We start from the raw sequence: 20741 nt of genomic DNA, 5'->3' as shown, positions 1-20741 counted from the left end.
CTTTCCGGCACCCGGAACAGGGCGATGGTGCTGTCAATCATTGGAAAATCGCAGCGCTGCATGTACAGTCCGCAGCTTTGCCGTTATCCGAGCCATCATGAAACAAGCCAAGCGCAGAACCCGCTATCCGGAAATTTCCTTTCCCGCCGAACTCGATGCCATCGTCGACGCCGAGGTTCAGGAGAAGGGTTACAGCAACAATACCGAGGCCATGAAGGCGTTTACCGCTTACCTTCACCGGGCGGTAGCGTTCGAGCAGAAGCAGCGTTACGGCCGCCAGTAAAAAAGGCCAACACCGGGTTGGCCCTTGCTGTTCCGGTCACGACCGCGCTGATTTCAGTTCAATTTGTCCGGTCGACCGCAACATTGCTTGAATTTCTTGCCGCTGCCACACGGACAGGGATCGTTGCGGCCTGACTTCGGTTCTTCGTGCTGAACAGTCACCCCGCCCCGTTTGGCCCGCCAGAAGTTGTAGAGCGTTTGCACGATGACCGGCAGGTTTTCCTGGATATCGGCCATCAGGCGGGCTTCCTCGGCCGGCAGGAACCAGCGTTCGCCGTTCTTTTCGGCGTCTTCCTTGAGCATGCCGTTGAGCATGAACATCGGTTCGAGCAGTTCCGACAGGTCGTCTGCATGCTTGCCGGCCAGTTCGTACCAGTCACCGCCAAGCCCTGCGCCATACACGTAGGCATCGGCCCAGGCGGCGAAATCGTACTCTTCGGAGTTTTCGTCAACCGGATAGAGCAGCGGCGACATGGTTTCGTCGGCGAGCAGCGACTTGGCGATATCGTTGTTCAGGCGCATCAGCAACTCGACCGTTTCCCCGACCAGCGCGTTGTCGCCCTTGTCGGCACCGGCCCCCAGCACCTCCGGCAGCCAGACACCCGGCTGGATCGGTTCCGGGCTGCTGACGACAGCGCAGATCAGCGCCTGGGCTTCGTCGAGGCGCATCGCTTCCTCGCCGAAAATCTCCGCCTCGAGCAATTCTTCAAGCCGATCGAGATCGGCCTCGGTCAATGGATTCGGGTTCATGGGCTGTTCCTTGGCAATGGGCGAATGATAGCCCAGTTTCGCGCTCACAGAACTTGGCCCCTCCCCCCGCTCAGAATCGGTATCCGGCACTCGCCCAGAATTGCGGACTCCGGTCACGCGTGTCGGACTGCGGCTCGCCGCCATGACTACGCCAGGCGACATTTGCATCAAGGTTCCAGTTGTCACGCGTGTAACGCAGACCGATGCCCTCGCCGCTGATCGAACGATGATTCGGACTGGCCGGCGCTGTCAGGCCGGCGTTCCTGGCATTGAGCCGGACACGGCCGCTGTCATGGAAGATATAAGGGCTGTAGGCACCCATGTTGTAGCGCACTTCCAGTTGCACCAGCCAGCCTTCATCGCCGTTGCCTTCGCCGGAAGGATAAGCGCGCACGCCGTTGGCACCGCCAAGGCTGAAACCTTCCGAGCTGTCGAGGTTGTCGCCCGCCCACTGCGACGAAACACGGCCGAACAGCACCAGATTGGCCACCGGCGTAGCCTGGACCCGGGCGATGTCGAGATTGACCTTGTCGAAACTGCCGCGTGTGTCCTGACGACTGGTGCGGTCGGTGTTTTCCAGCGCATTGCCCAGTTTCAGGTGTCCCGCCGTATAACTGAGGCTGCCGTAGGTGATGCCGCCGCCCCACAAAGCGTCGCGACGATCGAAGTTGAGTGCGATGGGCAGGCTGTCGCTGGATTTGCTGTCATCCGTACCAGCCACCTTCTGCCGGTCGTTGAGCCGTTTGTGCTGATAGGTCGCAGCAAGCGTCAGGTTGGCTTTTTGCGAACGGATGATCGGGTAGGTAAAACCCACGGTGCTGACCTTTGCCGTACCTCTGGCACCAAGGTTGGCAAAATCCTTGGCCAGTTCGTAGTAGGTATGCGCGTAACCGACATTGGCACGCAAGCCGCTGCTCCCTAACGGCAGGCTGTAGCCGACACTGCCCAGCCACATGTCTTCGCTCGAATAGAGCAGGCGCGCCGTCACCTGGTCGCCAAAGAGGAAGGGACTGTCCCATTGCAGGTTGGCCCGGGCACGGTATTCACCGGTATAGCGATTGCCATGGTTGTCGAGCCCGACATCGCCGCTGAAGCCCGGTGTACGTTCGACCCGCACGTCGAGATCACCGGTACCCACCTCCTGCCCCGGGCGGATGATCGGTGCCGCCTTGATGCCCGGCTGATCATCGAGAATCAGGGTGGCCCGCTCGAGCGGTGCCGAAGAAATCACTTCACCAGGACGCAATGGCGCCAGAAAACCCTGGGCGGCATCCGCCCGCTCGCCAGCGGCGCTCACCTTGCCATAGCGGCCCTCGACAACCTCGATGCGCAGCTTGCCTCCAGCCATTGATTGCTGAGGAATGAACGCCCGGGCAAACGGGTAGCCATTGGCCCGGTAATGCGCCGAGACACGCTCGGCCAAGCCGCGCAGGCCGGCCAGATCGTAGGATTTGCCAGCAAAGTCGCCAAGCGTGGCAAGCAGTTCGGTTTCATTGAAAATGCTGGCCCCGGAAAAACTGACGCTGGACAGCGTCACCTCGACACCGCCCGGCAAGGCCTGAACAGTTGCCGGCGCCTGCACATCGATGGCGGGACCAGTGCGTGGCAGTTGTGGTGCCGGTTGCTGCTGTTGCAGGATCTGACCGGCATCGGGCTGTTGCTGAGCAAGTGCGATTCCAGGGAAAGCCGCAGCAAACGAAGCGGCCAGAAGGGAAAAGCGGAAAGTCGTCATAACGATGAATTCCTGTTGTTATTTGTTATTGGTTGGCATCATTCTGGCGATTCTGGCCGAGCGCACCCAGTGCCACATCCGGCAGATTCAGGCCACCATTTACGACGAAAACACGCATGAAACCAAACGGATCCCGACCACCGGAATCCGCAGAACCGGGTAGACCATTGCCTTGACCGCCAGCGCCGTTCCCGCTGCCACCTTGGCTGTTACCTGAACCTGAATCCGTTGTTCCCCCGCCTAGTCCAGTCGTCAAAGTTGTGCCATTACCTGCCGTTGGCCCAGATACCTGGACAAATGCCAAACCGCCATTGACATCAAAGACCGGCAATGTGCCCTGATTGGAAAGAACGACTGTTGGCGGTGGCGCAACCGGAGAAACCAGATTCGACGGCACGGTAGTGTTCACCACGGGCGGCAACACGGTACTCTGGACGCTTGAAATGGCCGTATCTTGAGGAATCGTATTGGTCGTGGTCGTGGTCGTGGCCGCGGTGCCGAGAATGGTCGCTATATCGCGGTTATCCAGTATGGTCTTGTAAGTAAAGCTCTTGGAGGCACCCGCTGCCATGGTACCGGCGTTGTAGATGATACCGATGCCAGCGTCGGCAGTTGCCGAGTTGCCCTTGCTCAAGGCGTTGGCGGCAGTAACCATGGCATTCATGTCAGAACCGCTGAAGAAAGCGCCACCATGGCCAACCTGGGTCGACGCGTCACTGGACGAATAGAGAATCTTTGCCGTCTTGTTTCCAGAAGCGGTGTAGTAGGCGCCACTCGCCGCACTGGTCGCACTCACGACGTTCGCCGCATCACCGGCAGCCAAGGTTAGCTCGATTTTCTGGGTATTGCTAAAGCCCCCGCCCCCATCCTTGTCGACCGTATTATCCGGATCAAAGCTTCGGGCAAACCGCACCCCATCAAGAGAAGCTGCATCCACGTTAGTCAGGGTCACCGTATTGGTGAATTCCAACTCATCGGGTTTGAGGGCGATTGCCTGCTCAATCTTGAGCTTGCTTTCCTGTACTGCCGAGTACTTCAGCGTAATCGTCCCATCGGCTCCCAATGCTTCGAAAGCAAAGGTGCCTGAGTTTGCGGCTGTTGCAAAGTTGGTGGCAGTACCGGAGGCACCGGTAAAGAAACTGGAAAACTGCTCTGCAGGGGTTCCCGGCAGGAAGTAGTCAACCCTCAGGTCCGCGCCAACCCCAAAGCCATCTGCGTCACCGACCATGCCGATACCACTGCCTGATGAACGCCCGAAGAACAGAGAAGGCACGTTTGATGTACCAAACTTCCCAGACTGACTCCCACCGCTCGTGCAATTCGCAATGGCCGCTGCGGAGGAACCGCACATTCCCAATTCAATGTATTTATTTCCGAGGAAGAAATTACCACCGACGATCGCATAGCGCGTGCTATTGGCATCACTTCCCTTGCGCCACTGAACCGAGGGTGATGTCACTGTCCCGGTTGCCGTATAGGTACTGTTTCCACCGTCTCCCGTAGCCTGACCGTAAAGGAAGATCACGCCCCCTACGGAGGCATGGCCATGGTTGATGTTGGCATTAACGCTAATGTTGTTGTCGGCCCGAAGCGTCAGCGTTTTGTCCGTGACCCAGGTCACGTCATCGGACACGGTGATATTACCTTCTGTGCCACTCTCGCCCGCAGCAGTATCAGGGGTGTTACCGCCAGCGGTGGAAATCGTGACATTGGTCGTACCCAGCGCAGTTTCAATAGCACCGACCAGACCGTTGGCCGTGCTGATCTCGATGTCCACTGGGTCGATCAACCAGTCTGCTGCAATAACAGTAGCACCGGGCATTACGGCAAACTCCTTGCCCGACGTCTCGATAAAGCCGCCTTCCGCCTTGAGCGTGCCACCAATATTCATTTGGCCGTCATGGGCAAACAGGATGATCTCGCCCTTCTCGCCGGTTGTCAGCGTCTGCGCCTCGATCAGGCCGGTGTTGTTGATGACGCTGCTAGCCAGGTTGTTGGCGGCCTGTGAGGTGAGCCACACCACGCCGCCGTCGGCCTTGATGACGCCGCCGTTCTGGATCAGGGTTTCCAGCGCGTCGTTTTCGATCTGCAGTTTGACCGGGCCGCCCATGTCGAGCGTGACCTTGCTACCAGCGCCAAGCAAGACGTTGCCGCCGTTGGCGGTGAGCGTGCCATCGTTGGTGATCTTGGCAGCGATCAGGGCAATGGTGCCCCCCGGTGCGGCGGTGATGTTGCCCTGGTTGATGATGGCGTTGCTGCTCGTACCTTCGAATTTGTAATTGCCGGCCATGAAGTCGGCGTTGCCGATGTTCAATGTGGAAGCGACGAGACCGCCCACATCGACCTGTGCGCCGGGTGCAAACAAGACACCATTCGGGTTGACCAGGAAGACCTGGCCGGTTGCCGTGAGCCTGCCGTAGATCTGGCTGGCGTTGGTATCAAGGACGCGGTTCAGCGCGACGCCACCGGCAGGCTGTTCGAAGTGCACATGGGCAGCGCTGCCGATGTTGAAGGTCTGCCAGTCGATCGCGGTACGCTGCGTGGTCTGGTTGATGTCCATGCGGCTGCCACTGCTGCTGATGGTAGCGGCGCCATCGGTCACCACGCCCCCTGTCGGCAAGGCATCGGCAGCAGGCGCTGCCTGGACGGGCAGTGCCAGCACCAGCATGGTACCGGCGGCAAAGGAGGAAAGCGTCAAGCCGCGTCGTGCCAGACGGGCCGCCTTGCCGGAAGTACCCTTGCCCTGTCCGCTGGCAACCTCAGAGACTGCCTGCCAGGAAGCCTTCGCGGCATTCCAGATCACCCTGAAAATACGATTCATCGACCCGTTGCTTTTCATACTCCGCTCCTCGATTCTGTTTTTTTGGCCTCGCACAGGAAGATTGAAGGCCTTTAACTGCTAAGGGTATAAAAGACAAGGGCGAAAAGGCTCTCAAAAACTCTCACAAATGAGAGCATCAAAAATCAGGATATCGGCAACAATACGGTTATCCGTGTCCCTTTGCCCGGCTGACTGTCGATCTCGATACTGCCTTCATGCAGTTCGGCGATACGCTTGGCCAGCGGCAGCCCAAGCCCCAGGCCAGTATTGGGTGGAGAGTTTTTGCCGCGCATGAACTTGTCGAAGACATGCGGCAGTTCTGCTTCAGAAATGCCACATCCCCGATCACTGACGATCACACGCAAAAACTTGTTTTCATTCACGAAGTCGACACTGACCGAACTCTTCGCCGGCGAGTATTTCAAGGCATTGGAAAGCAGATTGCCGAACAGTATCTGCAGCAGTACCGGGTCACCAAGCATGACTGTTTCCGGTGCCGGGCAATGGAACAATACCTCGCGTTCGGGACCCTCCAGCAACAACTGCCCTCGCAGGCTGGCGATCAGGTCAACAACAGCGACAGCCTCCTTTTCGAGCGGCAGATCGGTCTCGAGCCGGCTGTCAGCCACGCATTTTTCCAGCATGTCACCAAGACGGCGCGTCGCCTGACGGATATTGCCGCAGCGACTCGCTGCCTCGTCCGGCAGGGTCGGCAACATGGATATCGAGCGCGCCGAGGCGTCGATCACGGCCAGTGGCGTACGGAATTCGTGGGAGATCAGGCGCACGAACAGGCGCTGCTGCTCGGCCACGCGATGTTCGCTGGCAAGCGCGGCCTCCAGGGCCTGAGTACGCTGGGCAACCTCGCGGTTCAAGCCCTCGGTTGCTCGCCTGTCTGCGGCCAGCGCCTGCTCGCGAGCCAGGTCGTAGGCCCGCTTGGCAGCAAGCACCCGGTCGTTCACGGTCATCTGCATCAGGACCATGTGCAGCAGACTGCCGACCAGCGGCATGACGGGGCCGAGTGCCGGATCGGGCAACCAGCCGAGATTGCCGAGAACGGAAAACACCCCGCCCAGGAGTAGCACACCGAAAGCCAGAAGATAGAAACGGGCGCCGCGGTTGCCGCGAATGGACAGCCAGGCGGCCAGACCAATGTTGATCGCCATCTCGACGAGGAAGAGCTTCCACAACCAGGGCTTCAGGCTGTCGGAAAACCCCAGCGGCACAACCAGCACCCCCAGAGCACAGATGAACAGCACAGCGCGTACGTAGACGCGATCAATGCCCGGCGCACTGTCCCACAAGGCAACAATCTCACGGAACAACAAGGCGATGGTCAGCATGACCAGTGGATGAAGGAGCGAAATCCACGCTTCGACCCGTAATGGTTCGGCCGGCATCACGATGAAATGCAGCATTCCCTCGACCAGAAACATCATCCCGGCAAAAACGAGCAGATTGAGGCTGTAGATCAGATATAGGCGTTCGCGCAGATACGCGGCCATCAGCAGGTTGATCAGGATGATGACGACGATGGCGATGGCAAAGCCACTGACCAGCACCATGTCGAGTGCCGCATTGCTGGCGAAAGCCGAAGGTTGCCAGAGGGTCAGACGGGCGGCGCTGCTTGAGGTCGTGTGAATGCGTACAAAATATTCGCTGCCCCCCGGTGCGATATCCAGAACAAAAACGCTGTTGCGATTGCGGACCTCGCGCCCGGCCCAGGGACGATTGTCGCCCTGTTCGATACGCTGCCAGCCATCCGGTGCGCGCCGGAACAGATCGACTTCATCCAGTGCCGGTCGCCGAACCTCCAGCCACCATGTCGAAGGTACATCGGAAGCCCGGTCGACACTGAAACGCAACCAGATCGTTCCCGGGACATAACCCAGGCCGTCGTTGCGATTGATGGTTTCAAACTTTCCGTCACGAGCCAGTCGCAGCACGTCGTCAAACGTGCGTTCATTGCTGGCGTCGTAGTAACGTTGCAGCTTTCCCAACAGCGGTTGACGCCCCTGTTCGGCGACCAGTTCAAGCGAAATTTCGTCAGCGAAAGCTGGTGGCATCAGCCAGGCAAGCATGAACAGCCATGGCCAAAGCAAGACAAAACGCCGGAGACAGGGTTGAATTTTCATCATCGGATGGATGATAGCCGAGCCATTGCTATACTGTGTTCCCGCTTGAAAACAGGCTTGGCAGCGCCATGCAGGAACATATCCGGCTTTTCAACATTGCCATTGTCGAGGACGAACCCGTCCTGCGCGAGGAACTCGCCTTTCAGCTACGCCAGTTCGGCCACTCGGTGGACACCTTCGCGTCGGCCGGGCAGTTTTATCGGCACCTGGCAGTCAGCCGCGTTGCCGTCACCATTCTCGACATCGGCCTACCCGATGAAGACGGCCTGTCCATCTGCCGCCACCTGCGCGCCCACGACAAACAGATGGGCATCGTTTTCGTCACGGCACGCAGCCAGCGACAGGATCGCCTGCAGGGCCTGGAAGGCGGCGCCGATGCCTACCTGGTCAAGCCGGTCGATCTGGATGAGTTGATCCTGACGCTGAATCGCCTGCGCGATCGTTTCGATGGTGCCGGCGATACGAAAACGGCCGGCTGTAATGCAACGACGGGCGACTGGCAACTCAACCTGGACACCGCTGGCCTGATCGCTCCCAACGGCAGCCGCGCCGCACTGACGCTGAACGAACTGCAGTTGATGCGCCTGCTCCATGCCCGCGCCCCGCTGCCATGCTCGCCGACGGAGCTGGGTCTTGCCATGGGCATACTGCCCGACGAATTCGACAAACACCGCATCGAGGTCGTGATCAGCCGTCTGCGCACCAAGATTGTCCGGATCACGGGCATGAATATTCCGATTCGCGCGCATCGCGGTCAGGGGTACAGCCTGAGCGACGACAGCCGGACCGAGAGCCGGGTCTAAAGCCCCCGCGCCCAGGCCGGGCGCAGCGGCGCCTGGCCGGCAATCGCCTGGCGTACCTGCGCCAGCATCCGCGCCTTGTCGGCGCCGAGCGTGCCCTTGAGGACCAGCCAGTTCGATGCGTGATCGGAGCGGAAGACGGTGCGCTTCAGTTCCAGGCCGGACAGGAACTGCTCCATCTCGACGAAGAGTTCATGCTGTTCCAGCGGCTCCCAGCCGGGGAAGCCGGCGCGCAGGCGCTGTTCGCCGAGCGGGAAGCTGACCACCAGCGTCGCCAGGTATTCCGGTTGCGTGGCATTGGCCAGCCGGGCCGAGTTCTCGGCATGCTGGCGCGACAGGGCCTTGCCGCCGAGGCCGTTGAGGATCATCACCGAACGCGTGATGCCGGCGGCGCCGAGCTTGTTCAGCGCGTCGACGGTGGTTTCGAAGGTTTCGCCCTTGTCGACCGCAGCAAGTACCGCGTCGTCGCCGGATTCGGCGCCGACGTAGACCATCTTCAGGCCGGCGGCTGCCAGTTCGTCGATTTCCTGCTGACTTTTCTTGCGCAGGTTGCGCGGCAGGCAGTAGCTGGAAATCCGGCGCACCGCCGGCAGGTGGGTGCGGATCGCATCGAGTACGGTCAACAGCCGCTTGGTCGGCAAAACCAGCGCATCGCCATCGGCCAGGAAGACCCGGCGGATATCGTCGCCGTAACGTTCGCCGGTGACGCGGATGCTCTCCAGCACCTCGGCTTCGTCGCGGGCGCGGAATTTCTTCTGCGGCGCTGTGTACATCTCGCAGAAGGTGCATTTGTTCCAGGAACAGCCGTCGGTCACCGGCAGGATCAGCGACTCGGCCTCGCTCGGCGGCCGATACACCGGCTCGACGTAGCGGATCGGTATCATGCGCCGCCGACCTTGGCGAGGAAGGCCGCCGGCACGGCTGCCTTGGCCCGCGCCGCGTAATCGAAGAAGACGATGCCGTGCTTGCCACGCGCCACTTCGCGGCCGCTGGCCTTGTCCGACAGGCGCCAGAGCAGATCGCAGCCGTGTTGATGGAAATCGCCGGCAGCGAATTCGGCCAGCAGCGTTTCGCCGTGAAAAGCTTCCGAACGGTACTGTGCGGCGACGTCGGCAACGATGACACCGACGCCTTCGACGTCGAGCTCGGAGTAACCGAGCGAGCGGAAGAAGCGGACGCGCGCTTCCGAGACCAGCATCAGCAGTGCGGCATTGTCGAGATGGTTGCCGTAGTTGATGTGGTTGATGTAGATGGGCACTTCGGTGGCAAAGACGAAGTTTGTCGGCAGTTCGATCTTGATGCGGGCCATGGCGATTCGTGGGCGAAAAAGGAAAACCGCATTCTAGGCCCGTCGACCGCAATCCGTCGCGCCGGTCTCAGGCGGAATTGCCGGCCATTGGCGGAATCAGGTGATCGGCATGGATCACGTGCTCGACAATGATGTGCAGCAGGTCGCGGGTGATGTCGGCGACCGTCTTCGGACCATTCTCGCCGATCTGGTTCATGCTCAGCGCGACGACCCGTTCGAGCAAACGCGAATGCTCCTGGAAATGCGCCAGGCGCTGCGCCTCGGGCATGTCGAGGCGACGCATCAGCAATTCTTCGGTTTCAAAATGCTGCGCCAGCAGGCGGTAGAAGACCTGGAGAAAACTGGTTCCGGTCTCCGAACCGAGTGCCGTTCGGGGATCGCGTACGAGTCGGTCACCGAGTTCGGCAATCGCCCGATGTTGCTCGTCAATAACCGGAATCCCGGTTTCCAGGTCGGCGCTCCAGAAAGAAGTCGCGGACTGGCTGTTGTACTCCTCCACCGCAGGTGGTCTCCGTAAAAGTCATGAACAGGACAATCGATGAAACAGCAATCAGCGTGCACCTCGGCCGGCGCTTGTGCAATCCGTGAAAATACTTAGGACAGATGACCCCGGCCTACTTGCCCAGCAGTCCCTTGAGCTTGTCGCCCAGTTTTTCCTTGAGCTTCTCGCTGGCCTTTTCCTTCAACTCCGCCTTTTTCTCGTCGAGCTTCGCCTTCGCCACCTCTTCCAGCAGCTTGTCCACTTCCAGCGAATAGGAGAGCTTGTCGAACGGACCGCGCAGGCGCAACGGGATGGTGATGCCGCGCAGGTCGTCGAGCTCCTTGCCCTGCTGGCCGGTGCTGGTATTGACCACGGTGATCTTGGCCAGATAGTCGATGCGCGAGTTGCCGATATCGATATCGCCGGCGCCACCCAGCCGCAGGAATGGCGATTTCATGGCCAGGTCGTCGTTGCTGGCGACGCCGCCGACAATGCGGAAACTTGCGGTCAACTCGGAAAAATCGGTCTTTTCCGTACCATCCGCTGCCGCCGAAGTATTCTGCCGGCCGCGCAAGGCGGCCTTGGCGTCGCGCAGCATCTTGGCAACATTGACGCCGCGCACGGCGCCGTCGCGCAGATCCAGCGCCGCCTGCCCGGCCAGCCCGCGTTTGAGCGCATCGGCGGTAGCACCGCGCGTGGTCAGATCGAGCGACAGCGAACCACGGCCTTCCAGCGGCTCCTTCTGCAGCAGATCCTTGAGCAACGGCTGGATATTGATGCCTTCGAGGTTTTGCCGGACGCTGAACGCATTGCTGCCGGCATTGACGCCCAGGCTGCCATTCAGGCTGCCGCCGTAGAGTTTCGCCTGCAGCGGCGCCACATCAAGACGGCCGCCGGCCGCGATGATGCGGGCGTCCAGTGCCGAAACCTTCAACCCGCGCGCCTGCAACTGGCCGATCGCCAGCTTGCCGCGGAAGTTCAGGCCCTGCAGTGCCGACAGGTCGATTTTCCCGGCATCCTTGTTGCTGGCGGGGGCTGCCGGACCGGCCGGCGCCTCGGCCTTGGCGACCGGCGCAACCGGTGCCACCGCTGCCGGCGCCGGCACCAGATAGCGGTCGACATTCAACTGGTCGATGGCCAGATCGAAATTGAAAAACAGCGGCGTGAAGCGGTCGACCGCAAGTTTCAGCGCAATCTTCGATTCATCGAGCCGGGTATCCAGCGTCAGGTCGGCGCTGGATTTGGCCAGATCGAGCGCCAGGTTGCCGGCCAACGGCAGCTTCAGCCTGTGCATCGGCAGACTCGGGCTGTCCACATCGAGCGCGCCGGTGAAGCGGCTTTCCAGACGTTTGTCGGCCAGCCGGATCGCCGGCAGTTCGATGGCGAAAGCGAAGCTGTCGGCACCGCTGCTGCCCTTGAGCGCCAGTTTCAGCGCATCGACGGACAGCGTGCCAAGCGCGGTGTCGGCGATCAGGCGGGCGGTGGAAAAATCGAGCGCAGAGAGTTTCGTCGTCTTGCCGGCGACCTCGTCCTGCCAGGTAAAACGGGCATTGCGCAGCGCCAGGGCGGCGATATCGACATGCAGGAACTGGCTGGTTTCCGCCGTGACCGGGCTGGCCGCAGGCTTGGGCTCGACCTGCGCGGCGGCCTGCTTGGAAGCCTTTTCGCTCCCCAGCAGATCGTCGATGTTCAGCGTGCCGTCACGGCGCTTGATCAGTGTCAGGTCCAGTCCATCGACTTCGATCTCGCGTGCTGCCAGTCGGCCGGTCAGCAGCGGCATCACCGCCACGGCAAGGCGCAGCGATTCGATGGCGGCAAAGCCGGTCTTGCCGTCGGCCTCGGACAGCTTCACGCCCCCCGCCCGCACGGCCACGTCGGGCCAGACCGACAGGCCGACCGGGCCGTCGATGGTCAGCGTCCGCCCGGTCTTTTCGGCAACCTGGGCAATGATCTGCTGTTTCAGCATGGCTTCGTCGACGACGGCGTAGAGCACGGCGATGCCGATACCAATCAGCACCACCAGCGAAGCGACGATAAGGACAAGACGGCGGATGATCTTCATGCGGAGGACTCCCGGGCAGTGGCACCACAGGCGTGGCAGAAACGGGCGAAGGCGCTCTTGCGCTCGTTGCAGGCATGACAATGGTCAAACAGGCAGATGCCGCAATGCGGGCAGAAATCGATGGCGGTGTTGGTCAGGTCGACGCTGCGCTCGCATCCGGGACAGACCTTCTTGCCCAGTCGCGCCAGCGCCACGTCGTAGGACAGTTCCTTGCGCCGCTCGACATCGGGCATCGCCTCGGCCAGCTTCTGCTTTTCCAGGTAACGGTTCAGCGCGATGATCGCGTAGCGGCCGACCAGCACCGTCAGCGCGATGCCGACGACGTAGCGCACCCAACCGCCGTAACTCGGAATATAGGGCACCAGTTCGACGAAGAAGGCGAATAGCGCGAAATAAATGAAACCCCAGACAAACGGCCACCAGGTGCTCTTGCGCTTCTTCGCGAACAGCCAGCCGGCGACGCCTAGCAGTGGCAGCGTCAGCAACAGCCGGTAGCCGAAGACGCGCAATTCCTGGCTGCGCATTTCCTCGTGGTATTTTTCCGTGGCGACTTCGCGCATTTCGCGCAGCGTTTCCTCCGCCCGCGCTGCCGCCTGTTGCTGGTCGAGCAGCGCCTGCTGCTGCGCCTGGACGGCGGCCAGCGCCTGCCGTTCGCTGGCTTTCAGGGCATCGAGTGCGGCCGTGCGGGCAATCAGCTCGGCGTCCTGTTCGGCCCGCTGCGTCGCACTGCGCGTTGCCAGCCAGTTGTTGAAGGTGTCTCTTGCGGTCGACGCGTCGGAACGGGCGGAATTCAGTTTCAGTTGCGCCTGATCGTGCGCATCCTGAGCGACCTGGCGGGCTGCCTGCGCCGCCTCGATCTCGCCGCGCAACTTGCCGGCGACGGCCTGATCGAGAAAGCTGTCCACGGTCAGCCGCTGCTCGACCCGCGGCAGGTTCTCGACGATATTGCCGCCCAGCCCGATCAGGAAACTGGCAAACACCACGGCCACGATCCACAGGCCAAAGCGGAACCAGCGTTCCGACCAGCGCAATGCCTTGCTCATGTCGTCATCCTCGCACAGGGTTGAAGACGTCATGTTACCCGCGATTGACTTCGCTTTCGTGATCCCTACAATCGCGACCAGCCATGATGCCGAACACTACTTTCACGCTGCGCCCGATGCTGGCCGACGATCTGCCGGCGATACTCGCCGTCCAGCGCCAGTGCTATCTGCCGGAAATGAACGAGGATGGCGCCACCTGGTGCGGTCGACTGGCCGCCGCGCCCGATTTTGCCTGGGTCGGCGAGCGCGACGGGAGCGTCTGCGCCTATCTGGCGACCTATCCGTCGCAACAGGGCAAGATCACGCCGCTGGGTGGCGATTTCATCGTCGCCGAAGCCGCCGACTGCCTGTATTTTCACGATCTGGCAGTGGCGCCCGCCGCCGCTGGCAGCGGGCTTGGTGCTCAGCTGGTCGGACATGCGCTCGCTGCCGCCCGCCAGCAGGGACTGGCGCAAGCAGCGCTGGTCTGCGTGCAGCAGGCCTTCGCTTTCTGGCAGCGCAACGGGTTTGTCGAACAAACGGCGCTGACGGCGGCCGGCCAGGCAGCGCTGGCCACCTATCCGGGGCCGGCACGCTACATGTTGCGGTCGACCGCCTGAAAACTCAGATTTCGCTGATTACCGATGCTGCCGGCAGCCGGGATTTCGGCAACTTGGCATTGAAGTCCTGCTCGCTGCTGTAGCCAAGCGCAGTCAGAACGACACAGCGCAGCCCTTGCGCCTCCAGATCCAGCGCAGCATCGATGGCGGCAGCGTCGATACCTTCCATCGGGCAGGCGTCGATACCGAGTGCGGCGGCACCAAAGAGCAAGGAGCCGAGGGCAATGTAGATCTGTTTTTCTGTCCACCGCGGCAGATCGTTCAACTGGTCGCGGTGCAGTGTCGTGTAGAAGACGCGGGAATTGTGCTGGGTTTCCTTTGCCTCCGGCGTGGCGAAGCGACCGTCGCGCTCTTCCTGCTCCACCAGCGCCTGCAGGTGGGCATCTTCGAGGTCGCGGCGAACGCAGAGGACAACAACGTGCGAGGCATTGCGCACCTTGGGTGCGTTGTATTCGAAACGACCGGCCAGCGTCGTGGCGATCTTTTCCTTGCCTTCGACGCTGCTGGCGATGATGTAGTGCCAGGGCTGCGAATTGACCGACGACGGGGCGAAGCGCAACAGCGTCTTCAGTTGCTCGATGGCGGCGGGATCGATCTTGCGCGCCGGATCGAAGGCCTTGCAGGTACGACGGGAAGTGGCGATTTCAGCAATGTTCATGCGGGAACTCCGGAATGGAAACGACAACAGGATTGAGCACAGGCCGCGAGACGGAGAGGAAGTTCCCCGGCCGGCAATTCAGGGGCAAAGATTACTCGTCCAGTGCAAACAATTCCATGCCGGATTTCCCTACACCAACAGCGCAGGCGCCGTGCTCGCCGACGACGCGATAGCACAGGTTGCCGACATGAACCTCGACCCCTTCGAGCAGCAGTTCCTGGGCAACCAGGCGGGATTGCTGTGACAGTTCGATCTTGTGCGCCAGTTCATCCTGCTCCTCGCGCATCGCCGCAATCGCGGCTGACAACTGGGCGGCAGTCGCCCTCGCCTTTTCCAGCATGTCGGGCCGCAGACGCCCCGGGTTCTTGCTGGAAAAATCGAGCAGCTTGGCGATTTCGAGCAACTGGGTTTCCTTTTCATCGCGGGCCTTGCTCATCTGCAGCAGTTGCTTGTGCATCAGCGGATTGACGCCGATTGCACAGTATGTAAGCACGCGGTTGGGTGAGCCGACGACCTTGCCGGTGATCGACAGCGTCGCCTGCAGGTGGCCGCCGATGATGTGGCCACGGCGCTTGCCGCCGATGCGGATGTGGTTGATCGCCGTCAGCTCGCACTGCATCGCGGTGTCGTCGATGAAAATGCTGTCGCCAGCCTCGACCTTCGCCTGCTGCGCGTAAGCCGCATGAAAACTGGCACCACAGCGGATATGGCAGTCCTCGCTGGTCTTGCGCCCGAGCGAGCCCATCGCACCGCCCTTGACGACGATGCTGCCTCCGGCTTCCAGCGTCCCCATGTCGACGACGCCACCGACCTCGATATCGCCGCTGGCGCGCACCGTCATGCCGGTACAGACGTCACCGCGGATTACCACGCTGCCATCGAAATCGATGTTGCCGGTTGCGGTCGACACCTTGTCGACGCGATAAACCGGCTCGACCATCATGCCGCCGGCGACGACGACCGGCTGCCCGGTGATTGCGGCAACCAGCAGATCGGGATTGGCCGGGTCGAAGGCAGTGCCTGGCAAGGAGGTCGCGTACATCACGGCTTTGCCGGGTTGGGGCGGAATCGTTTCGCCCAGCAGGCTCTTGCCTGGTTTGCCGTCGGTTGGCGGATGTCGCAGCATCAACCAGTCACCGGCGTGCACGACGAAAATGTCGCCGAGATCACGGTAATCGGTATGACCACTGTCATCGACCTTGGGTCGGCGATCGCGCACTTCCGGAATCAACGACTCCAGCCAGCCGTCGACACCATGCTCCGGCGGCACACCGCGCGCCACGACGACGTTTTCGGCGACGCCGGCAGCAACCGCGGCAGCGATGGCATCCAGCAGGATGCCGTCGCCGATGCCATTGTCGGCCAGCAGCGCCAGCACCGCCTCACGACTGACCGGCACCCCGCCCTCCGCCGGAACAATGTTCAACAAGGCTTCGACGGCATCCGGTGAAATCTCGATCGTCAGCGTGGCGTCGATGCATTCGGCAATGGCAATCGAACACGCCGTCCCGGCATTGTAATTGGCGAGCAGGCCGATGGCCGCTTGCGGCAGGTAGCGCAGCGCGGCATACCCCTGCCCGGCCAGGTATTCACGCAGGCGAGGCTCGTTGATGGTCGGTGCGCCCGGGTCCGGGACTACCGACGCAATCAGCTTTTTCGTCTCTTCGTCCAGACGCAATTGCAGGCCTTGCCCGATGTCTTCTTGTCCGTCCATCTCTCTCCCCCGCTCCCCACGGTTGATACTGCAGCGTTCATCCGCTGATCGGCAAACGTCTTTTCGGACACAATACGCCATTTTTGCGAAAAATGGGAACGTGCAAAATCCAACGCGACGGCCGACTCAGGCGCTAAAATCCCGCAGCCCTGCCGCACTTCTGCGGTCGACCCTGCATTTCAGCCGATTTTCACCACGATGACCGATTACTCCGCCGCCTCGATCCGCGTATTAAAAGACCTCGAACCCGTCAAGGAACGCCCCGGGATGTACACCAGGACGACCTGCCCGACGCACATCGTCCAGGAAGTCATCGACAATTCCGCCGACGAGGCGCTGGCCGGCTACGCGAAGAAGATCTCGGTGCGCATCGACGGCAACGGCATCATCGAGGTTTCCGACAACGGCCGTGGCATCCCGGTCGAGATTCACCCCGAAGAAGGCCGGCCGGCGGTCGAACTGGTGTTTTGCAAGCTGCACGCCGGCGGCAAATTCAACAAGAAGGAATCGGGCAACGCCTACCGTTTCTCCGGCGGCCTGCACGGCGTCGGTGTTTCAGTGACCAATGCGCTGTCGACGCGCCTCGAAGTCGAGATCAAGCGCGGCGGTGGCGTGCACAAAATCGTTTTCGCCGACGGTTTCGTCATCGAACCGCTGACCCGCATCGGCGATGTCGGCCAGCGCAACACCGGCACCACGGTACGCATCGCGCCCGACCCGAAGTATTTCGATTCGCCGAAGGTGAATCTTGGGCAACTGGAGCATCTGCTGCGCTCGAAGGCGGTACTGATGCCCAATGTCACTGTCGAACTGGACATTGAAGGCCAGGAGAAGAAAACCTGGTGCTACCAGAACGGCATGGCCGATTACCTCAACGAAATGATGGTCGGCACGCCGGTGGCGCCGATCTTTGTCGGCGAGAAGTACGTCACCACGGCCAACGGTTTCGCCGTCGGCGAAGGCGCCACCTGGGCGCTGGCCTGGTTCGAGGAAGGCGGCGGCAAGCCGGAATCCTACGTCAACCTGATCCCGACGCTCGACGGCGGCACGCACGAAGCCGGGCTGAAAGCCGGCGTGTTCGAGGCGGTCAAGGCCTTCGCCGAACACCACGCGATCCTGCCAGCGAAAGTGAAGCTGGCGCAGGAAGACGTCTGCGGCAAGATGACCTATCTGCTCTCGGCCAAGGTACTCGACCCGCAATTCCAGGGCCAGACCAAGGAAAAACTGACCAGCCGCGACGCCTACAAGCTGGTCACGCAGATGGTGCGCGACCCGTTCGAGCTGTGGCTGAACAGCCACGCCGATTTCGGCAGGAAGATCGCCGAACTGGCGGTCAAGGCGGCGCAGAACCGGCTGAAATCGACGCAGAAGGTGGAAAAGAAGAAGTCTTCGGGGATTGCCACGCTGCCCGGCAAGCTGACCGACTGCGAATCCGATGACATCGGCCGCAACGAACTCTTCTTGGTCGAGGGCGATTCCGCCGGCGGCTCGGCCAAACAGGGCCGCGACAAGGAAACCCAGGCGGTGTTGCCGCTGCGCGGCAAGGTGCTGAACACCTGGGAGGTCGACCGCGGCCAGTTGTTCAAGAACAACGAAGTACACGACATTTCCGTCGCCGTCGGCGTCGACCCGCACGGCATCGAGCAGATCGACAGCATCGACGTGTCCGGCCTGCGCTACGGCCGGATCATCGTTATGTCCGATGCCGACGTCGACGGCTCGCACATCCAGGTGCTCTTGTTCACGCTCTTCCTCAAGCACTTCCCGGCGCTGGTCGAACGCGGCCACATCCACGTCGCCCAGCCACCGCTGTTCCGCGTCGATGTCGAGGCGCGCGGCCATACGCGCAAGATCTACTGCCTCGACGAGAACGAGAAGGTCCAGACGCTGCACAAGCTGCGCGAGGAAGGCATTTCGGAAAACAAGATCAGCGTTTCCCGCTTCAAGGGTCTCGGCGAAATGAACCCGGACCAGTTGTGGGAAACCACGCTGTGCCCGGACACCCGCCGCCTGGTGCCGTTCCGGGCCAGCCGCCAGATGATCGAGGAAATGACCGCCACCTTCACGCTGCTGATGGGCAAAGGCGAAGCCGCCGGCCGCCGGGCGTGGATGGAGAAGGACGGCGGACTGGTCGAAACCGACGTCTGAGCGGACGACTCAGCGCTTGCCCGTGACCGGGCCGGCGCCGTAGTCGCGGGCGTATTGCGCGCTGGCCTCGTCGAGCATCTGGGCAATCCGTTCGCTGCTCGTCGCGACATTGCGCGCCGCCTGGCCGTCCTTGCGGACAGCCGGGTCCAGCTGACTGATCGCGATATCGAAAAATATCCACTGGTTGCGGGCGAGCGCGATGGCCTGCCGGCTGGCGGCCGAATTCTCGCGCGCGGCATCGAGTTCGCCGAGGCCGGTGGCGAATTCCCGGCGTGCCTGCTCGACATCCAGCCGCACGCCCTGCGAACGGTCGCCGGCCTGAATCTGCAGATACAGGCGAGCCAGGCGCTGGCCGAGCATGTTCAGCCGCGTCGACAAATCGAGCAGACGTCCGCCCGACACTTCGGCCTGGGACTCGATCTGCAACACCAGCTTGCCGCTGGCGATCATCAGATCATCAGCCAGCTGGTTGATCCGCTCGTCCCGCGTTGCTGCCGGCGTCCGCAGCAGGACTTCCCGCAGTTCCAGCCAGACCGTTGCACAGCGCAGGTAGGCGCGTCGTGTTTCCGGCTTCTGCGCGTAACCGGCGAGGCGTCCAAACAAGGCATCGACGCTGTCGCTGCCGCTCTGCACATCGCGCCGGGCACGCACGGCATCGATTCCCATGGCTCCCTGCAGGTGCAGTTTGGCCAGACGCTGCGACTGCGTGCGCAGGCTGCCCGCCGCCGCGATATCCTGGGCAATCCGGGAAGCATCGGGCGGGGTACCCTGGGCAATGGCCGCGTGTGACAGGAACAACGCGACAGACAGCAGGCAGATGCTGGACAGTATCCGGATTCGGGACATCGGGGAAACAACAAATGGCAAGGGAATGGCATTAACGCACGCAGGGATTGCGCGCTTGTTACAAAAACACCGAGGAATCGTACGCATGCCCCCTCCTCTTCACCGCCTGCGTCACCTATCATTGGCGCCACCATGAGTCACGCCAAGAATCACCTGCCCGCCAGCAGCCGCCGTGCCCTGCTGGCCGCTGCCGCATTACTGCTCGCCGGCTGTTCGGTCCTGCAGCCCGCCAGGCCCGAACCACCGCCACCACTCCCCCTCGCCGCCAAGAAGCCGAAGATCGGCCTCGCGCTCGGCGGCGGCGCGGCGCGCGGTTTCGCCCATATCGGCGTGATCAAGATGCTGGAATCGCAGGGCATCGTGCCCGACTACATCGTCGGCACCAGTGCCGGCGCCGTAGTCGGCTCGCTGTATGCAGGTGGTTTCGACGCCTTTGCCATGCAGAAGCTGGCAATCCAGCTCGACGAGACGCTGTTTGCCGACTGGACGCTGCGCGGCAGCCCCGGGCTGCTCAAGGGCGAGGCCCTGCAGTCCTTCGTCAACCAGCACCTGAAACGGCTGCCGCTGGAAAAACTGCGCATCCCGTTCGGCACGGTCGCGACCGACCTCAACAGTGGCGAGCGGGTCGTCTTCCGCAGCGGCGACACCGGCATGGCCGTACGCGCTTCGGCGGCCGTGCCCGGCGTTTTCCAGTCGGTGCAGATCAATGGCAAGAGCTACGTCGATGGCGGACTGGTCAGTCCGGTACCGGTTGTCGCGGCGCGCGAGATGGGGGCCGATTTCATCATCGCCGTCGACATCTCGGCGATTGCCGAAGGTCAGCCGGTGGACAGCCTGAGCGCCATCCTGTGGCAAACGACGACGATCATGGGCAGCGTCATCGGCAAGCATGAACTGGCCAGTGCCGACATCGTCATCCGGCCGCGCCTGCCCTACGTCAAGTCCTGGGATTTCACCGCCCGCCACGACGCCATGCTCGAAGGCGAACGCGCCGCGCTGGCCGCACTCCCTGCCATCAAGCAGAAATTGGGGCGTTGAGGGCGTCGACCGTGACAATCCGTACCGTGCACATGCCGAAGTACCCGGAATGCTGGCAAAGCTGCGGCTCCTGCGCCAGCGGCGACGTCTTCATCCTGGAAGTGCTGGTCCAGCCGGGCGATGTACTGAATTTCGACGACAACATCCTGACGCTGGAAACCGGCAAGGTGGCGCTGGATATTCCCAGCCCATGGGCCGGACGCGTTGTCGAAATCCACGTCACGGCCGGCGACAACGTCGCCGAGGGCGCGCCGCTGATCACGCTGGAATGCGACTGATCCCCGGCTGACCGGCTATCATCGGGCCTGACGATTTTCCGGGAG

General features: G+C 61.8%; 18 protein-coding genes. 6 read left to right on the top strand and 12 right to left on the bottom strand.

Annotated features, from left to right (window positions below):
- Positions 1-97 precede the first annotated feature (97 nt).
- On the top strand, positions 98-283 hold the full coding sequence (locus BJN45_RS06160; RefSeq protein ID WP_076093130.1) for a hypothetical protein: 186 nt from the start codon (positions 98-100) through the stop codon (positions 281-283).
- A 53-nt stretch (positions 284-336) separates the two neighbouring features.
- Here the strand turns inward: BJN45_RS06160 and BJN45_RS06155 are convergent, their stop codons facing one another.
- The 4 genes from BJN45_RS06155 to BJN45_RS06140 form a co-directional block, all read right to left on the bottom strand.
- A complete protein-coding gene (locus BJN45_RS06155; protein WP_076094151.1) occupies positions 337-1032 on the bottom strand; it encodes a YecA family protein in 696 nt (231 codons plus the stop codon).
- A 70-nt stretch (positions 1033-1102) separates the two neighbouring features.
- Positions 1103-2764: a ShlB/FhaC/HecB family hemolysin secretion/activation protein gene (locus BJN45_RS06150; protein WP_076093128.1), complete on the bottom strand. Its 1662-nt coding sequence runs from the start codon at positions 2762-2764 to the stop codon at positions 1103-1105.
- A gap of 25 nt (positions 2765-2789) precedes the next feature.
- Complete coding sequence (locus tag BJN45_RS06145) at positions 2790-5603, bottom strand: filamentous hemagglutinin N-terminal domain-containing protein (protein WP_076093126.1); 2814 nt, start codon at positions 5601-5603, stop codon at positions 2790-2792.
- Positions 5604-5728: 125 nt separating this feature from the next.
- Complete coding sequence (locus tag BJN45_RS06140) at positions 5729-7687, bottom strand: sensor histidine kinase (RefSeq protein ID WP_076093124.1); 1959 nt, start codon at positions 7685-7687, stop codon at positions 5729-5731.
- Positions 7688-7788: 101 nt separating this feature from the next.
- Between BJN45_RS06140 and BJN45_RS06135 the strand changes: the two genes are divergently transcribed.
- Positions 7789-8523 (top strand): response regulator transcription factor, encoded by a 735-nt coding sequence (locus tag BJN45_RS06135; RefSeq protein ID WP_139326305.1) that lies wholly within the window; start codon positions 7789-7791, stop codon positions 8521-8523.
- Here BJN45_RS06135 and BJN45_RS06130 read toward each other — a convergent pair.
- The 5 genes from BJN45_RS06130 to BJN45_RS06110 all read right to left on the bottom strand — a co-directional run bounded on the left by BJN45_RS06130 (position 8520) and on the right by BJN45_RS06110 (position 13448).
- Positions 8520-9404: a radical SAM protein gene (locus BJN45_RS06130; RefSeq protein WP_076093122.1), complete on the bottom strand. Its 885-nt coding sequence runs from the start codon at positions 9402-9404 to the stop codon at positions 8520-8522. The genes BJN45_RS06135 and BJN45_RS06130 overlap by 4 nt on opposite strands.
- Positions 9401-9829: an acyl-CoA thioesterase gene (locus BJN45_RS06125; protein ID WP_076093120.1), complete on the bottom strand. Its 429-nt coding sequence runs from the start codon at positions 9827-9829 to the stop codon at positions 9401-9403. The genes BJN45_RS06130 and BJN45_RS06125 overlap by 4 nt, the downstream gene beginning before the upstream one ends.
- Before the next feature lie 67 nt (positions 9830-9896).
- Entirely contained in the window at positions 9897-10328 is a 432-nt protein-coding gene (locus BJN45_RS06120) for a bacteriohemerythrin (RefSeq protein ID WP_076093118.1), read from the bottom strand.
- Positions 10329-10443: 115 nt separating this feature from the next.
- On the bottom strand, positions 10444-12372 hold the full coding sequence (locus BJN45_RS06115) for an AsmA family protein (RefSeq protein WP_076093116.1): 1929 nt from the start codon (positions 12370-12372) through the stop codon (positions 10444-10446).
- Positions 12369-13448 (bottom strand): zinc ribbon domain-containing protein, encoded by a 1080-nt coding sequence (locus BJN45_RS06110; RefSeq protein WP_240494507.1) that lies wholly within the window; start codon positions 13446-13448, stop codon positions 12369-12371. The genes BJN45_RS06115 and BJN45_RS06110 overlap by 4 nt, the downstream gene beginning before the upstream one ends.
- 50 nt (positions 13449-13498) lie before the next feature.
- Here BJN45_RS06110 and BJN45_RS06105 point away from each other — a divergent pair, with 50 nt between their 5' ends.
- Entirely contained in the window at positions 13499-14014 is a 516-nt protein-coding gene (locus BJN45_RS06105) for a GNAT family N-acetyltransferase (protein WP_088179047.1), read from the top strand.
- Between the two features lie 4 nt (positions 14015-14018).
- Here BJN45_RS06105 and nfsB read toward each other — a convergent pair whose 3' ends face one another.
- Together nfsB and BJN45_RS06095 are read right to left on the bottom strand one after the other, a co-directional pair.
- Complete coding sequence (nfsB, locus tag BJN45_RS06100) at positions 14019-14672, bottom strand: oxygen-insensitive NAD(P)H nitroreductase (RefSeq protein WP_076093112.1); 654 nt, start codon at positions 14670-14672, stop codon at positions 14019-14021.
- 91 nt (positions 14673-14763) lie between these two features.
- The gene (locus BJN45_RS06095) at positions 14764-16386 is read right to left on the bottom strand and encodes a DUF342 domain-containing protein (RefSeq protein WP_076093110.1); all 1623 of its coding nucleotides are present in this window, start codon (positions 16384-16386) and stop codon (positions 14764-14766) included.
- A 198-nt stretch (positions 16387-16584) separates the two neighbouring features.
- On the opposite strand from BJN45_RS06095, the gene parE reads away from it, so the two are divergent.
- Positions 16585-18534, top strand: a complete 1950-nt coding sequence (parE, locus tag BJN45_RS06090; RefSeq protein WP_076093108.1) for a DNA topoisomerase IV subunit B — start codon at positions 16585-16587, stop codon at positions 18532-18534.
- Positions 18535-18543: 9 nt separating this feature from the next.
- Here parE and BJN45_RS06085 read toward each other — a convergent pair whose 3' ends face one another.
- A complete protein-coding gene (locus BJN45_RS06085) occupies positions 18544-19380 on the bottom strand; it encodes a type IV pili methyl-accepting chemotaxis transducer N-terminal domain-containing protein (protein WP_076093106.1) in 837 nt (278 codons plus the stop codon).
- Positions 19381-19512: 132 nt separating this feature from the next.
- On the opposite strand from BJN45_RS06085, the gene BJN45_RS06080 reads away from it, so the two are divergent.
- Positions 19513-20418, top strand: a complete 906-nt coding sequence (locus BJN45_RS06080; protein ID WP_076093104.1) for a patatin-like phospholipase family protein — start codon at positions 19513-19515, stop codon at positions 20416-20418.
- Positions 20419-20429: 11 nt separating this feature from the next.
- Positions 20430-20696, top strand: coding sequence for a biotin/lipoyl-containing protein (locus BJN45_RS06075; protein ID WP_240494506.1), 267 nt, complete (start codon positions 20430-20432; stop codon positions 20694-20696).
- The last annotated feature ends 45 nt before the right edge of the window (positions 20697-20741 follow it).

Origin of the sequence: Azonexus hydrophilus, assembly GCF_001956855.1 — a bacterium.
GTDB lineage: Bacteria > Pseudomonadota > Gammaproteobacteria > Burkholderiales > Rhodocyclaceae > Azonexus > Azonexus hydrophilus_A.
The sequence above is the reverse complement of the archived record's forward strand: the minus strand, read 5'-3'. Positions and strand labels throughout refer to the sequence as shown.

What these genes read in the sequence shown, in the direction of transcription:
- BJN45_RS06160 (WP_076093130.1), top strand. Translation starts at nt 98, where the DNA reads ATGAAACAAGCCAAGCGCAGAACCCGCTATCCGGAAATTTCCTTTCCC.
- BJN45_RS06155 (WP_076094151.1), bottom strand. Translation starts at nt 1,032, where the DNA reads ATGAACCCGAATCCATTGACCGAGGCCGATCTCGATCGGCTTGAAGAA.
- BJN45_RS06150 (WP_076093128.1), bottom strand. Translation starts at nt 2,764, where the DNA reads ATGACGACTTTCCGCTTTTCCCTTCTGGCCGCTTCGTTTGCTGCGGCT.
- BJN45_RS06145 (WP_076093126.1), bottom strand. Translation starts at nt 5,603, where the DNA reads ATGAAAAGCAACGGGTCGATGAATCGTATTTTCAGGGTGATCTGGAAT.
- BJN45_RS06135 (WP_139326305.1), top strand. Translation starts at nt 7,789, where the DNA reads ATGCAGGAACATATCCGGCTTTTCAACATTGCCATTGTCGAGGACGAA.
- BJN45_RS06130 (WP_076093122.1), bottom strand. Translation starts at nt 9,404, where the DNA reads ATGATACCGATCCGCTACGTCGAGCCGGTGTATCGGCCGCCGAGCGAG.
- BJN45_RS06125 (WP_076093120.1), bottom strand. Translation starts at nt 9,829, where the DNA reads ATGGCCCGCATCAAGATCGAACTGCCGACAAACTTCGTCTTTGCCACC.
- BJN45_RS06115 (WP_076093116.1), bottom strand. Translation starts at nt 12,372, where the DNA reads ATGAAGATCATCCGCCGTCTTGTCCTTATCGTCGCTTCGCTGGTGGTG.
- BJN45_RS06110 (WP_240494507.1), bottom strand. Translation starts at nt 13,448, where the DNA reads ATGACGTCTTCAACCCTGTGCGAGGATGACGACATGAGCAAGGCATTG.
- BJN45_RS06105 (WP_088179047.1), top strand. Translation starts at nt 13,499, where the DNA reads ATGATGCCGAACACTACTTTCACGCTGCGCCCGATGCTGGCCGACGAT.
- nfsB (WP_076093112.1), bottom strand. Translation starts at nt 14,672, where the DNA reads ATGAACATTGCTGAAATCGCCACTTCCCGTCGTACCTGCAAGGCCTTC.
- BJN45_RS06095 (WP_076093110.1), bottom strand. Translation starts at nt 16,386, where the DNA reads ATGGACGGACAAGAAGACATCGGGCAAGGCCTGCAATTGCGTCTGGAC.
- parE (WP_076093108.1), top strand. Translation starts at nt 16,585, where the DNA reads ATGACCGATTACTCCGCCGCCTCGATCCGCGTATTAAAAGACCTCGAA.
- BJN45_RS06085 (WP_076093106.1), bottom strand. Translation starts at nt 19,380, where the DNA reads ATGTCCCGAATCCGGATACTGTCCAGCATCTGCCTGCTGTCTGTCGCG.
- BJN45_RS06080 (WP_076093104.1), top strand. Translation starts at nt 19,513, where the DNA reads ATGAGTCACGCCAAGAATCACCTGCCCGCCAGCAGCCGCCGTGCCCTG.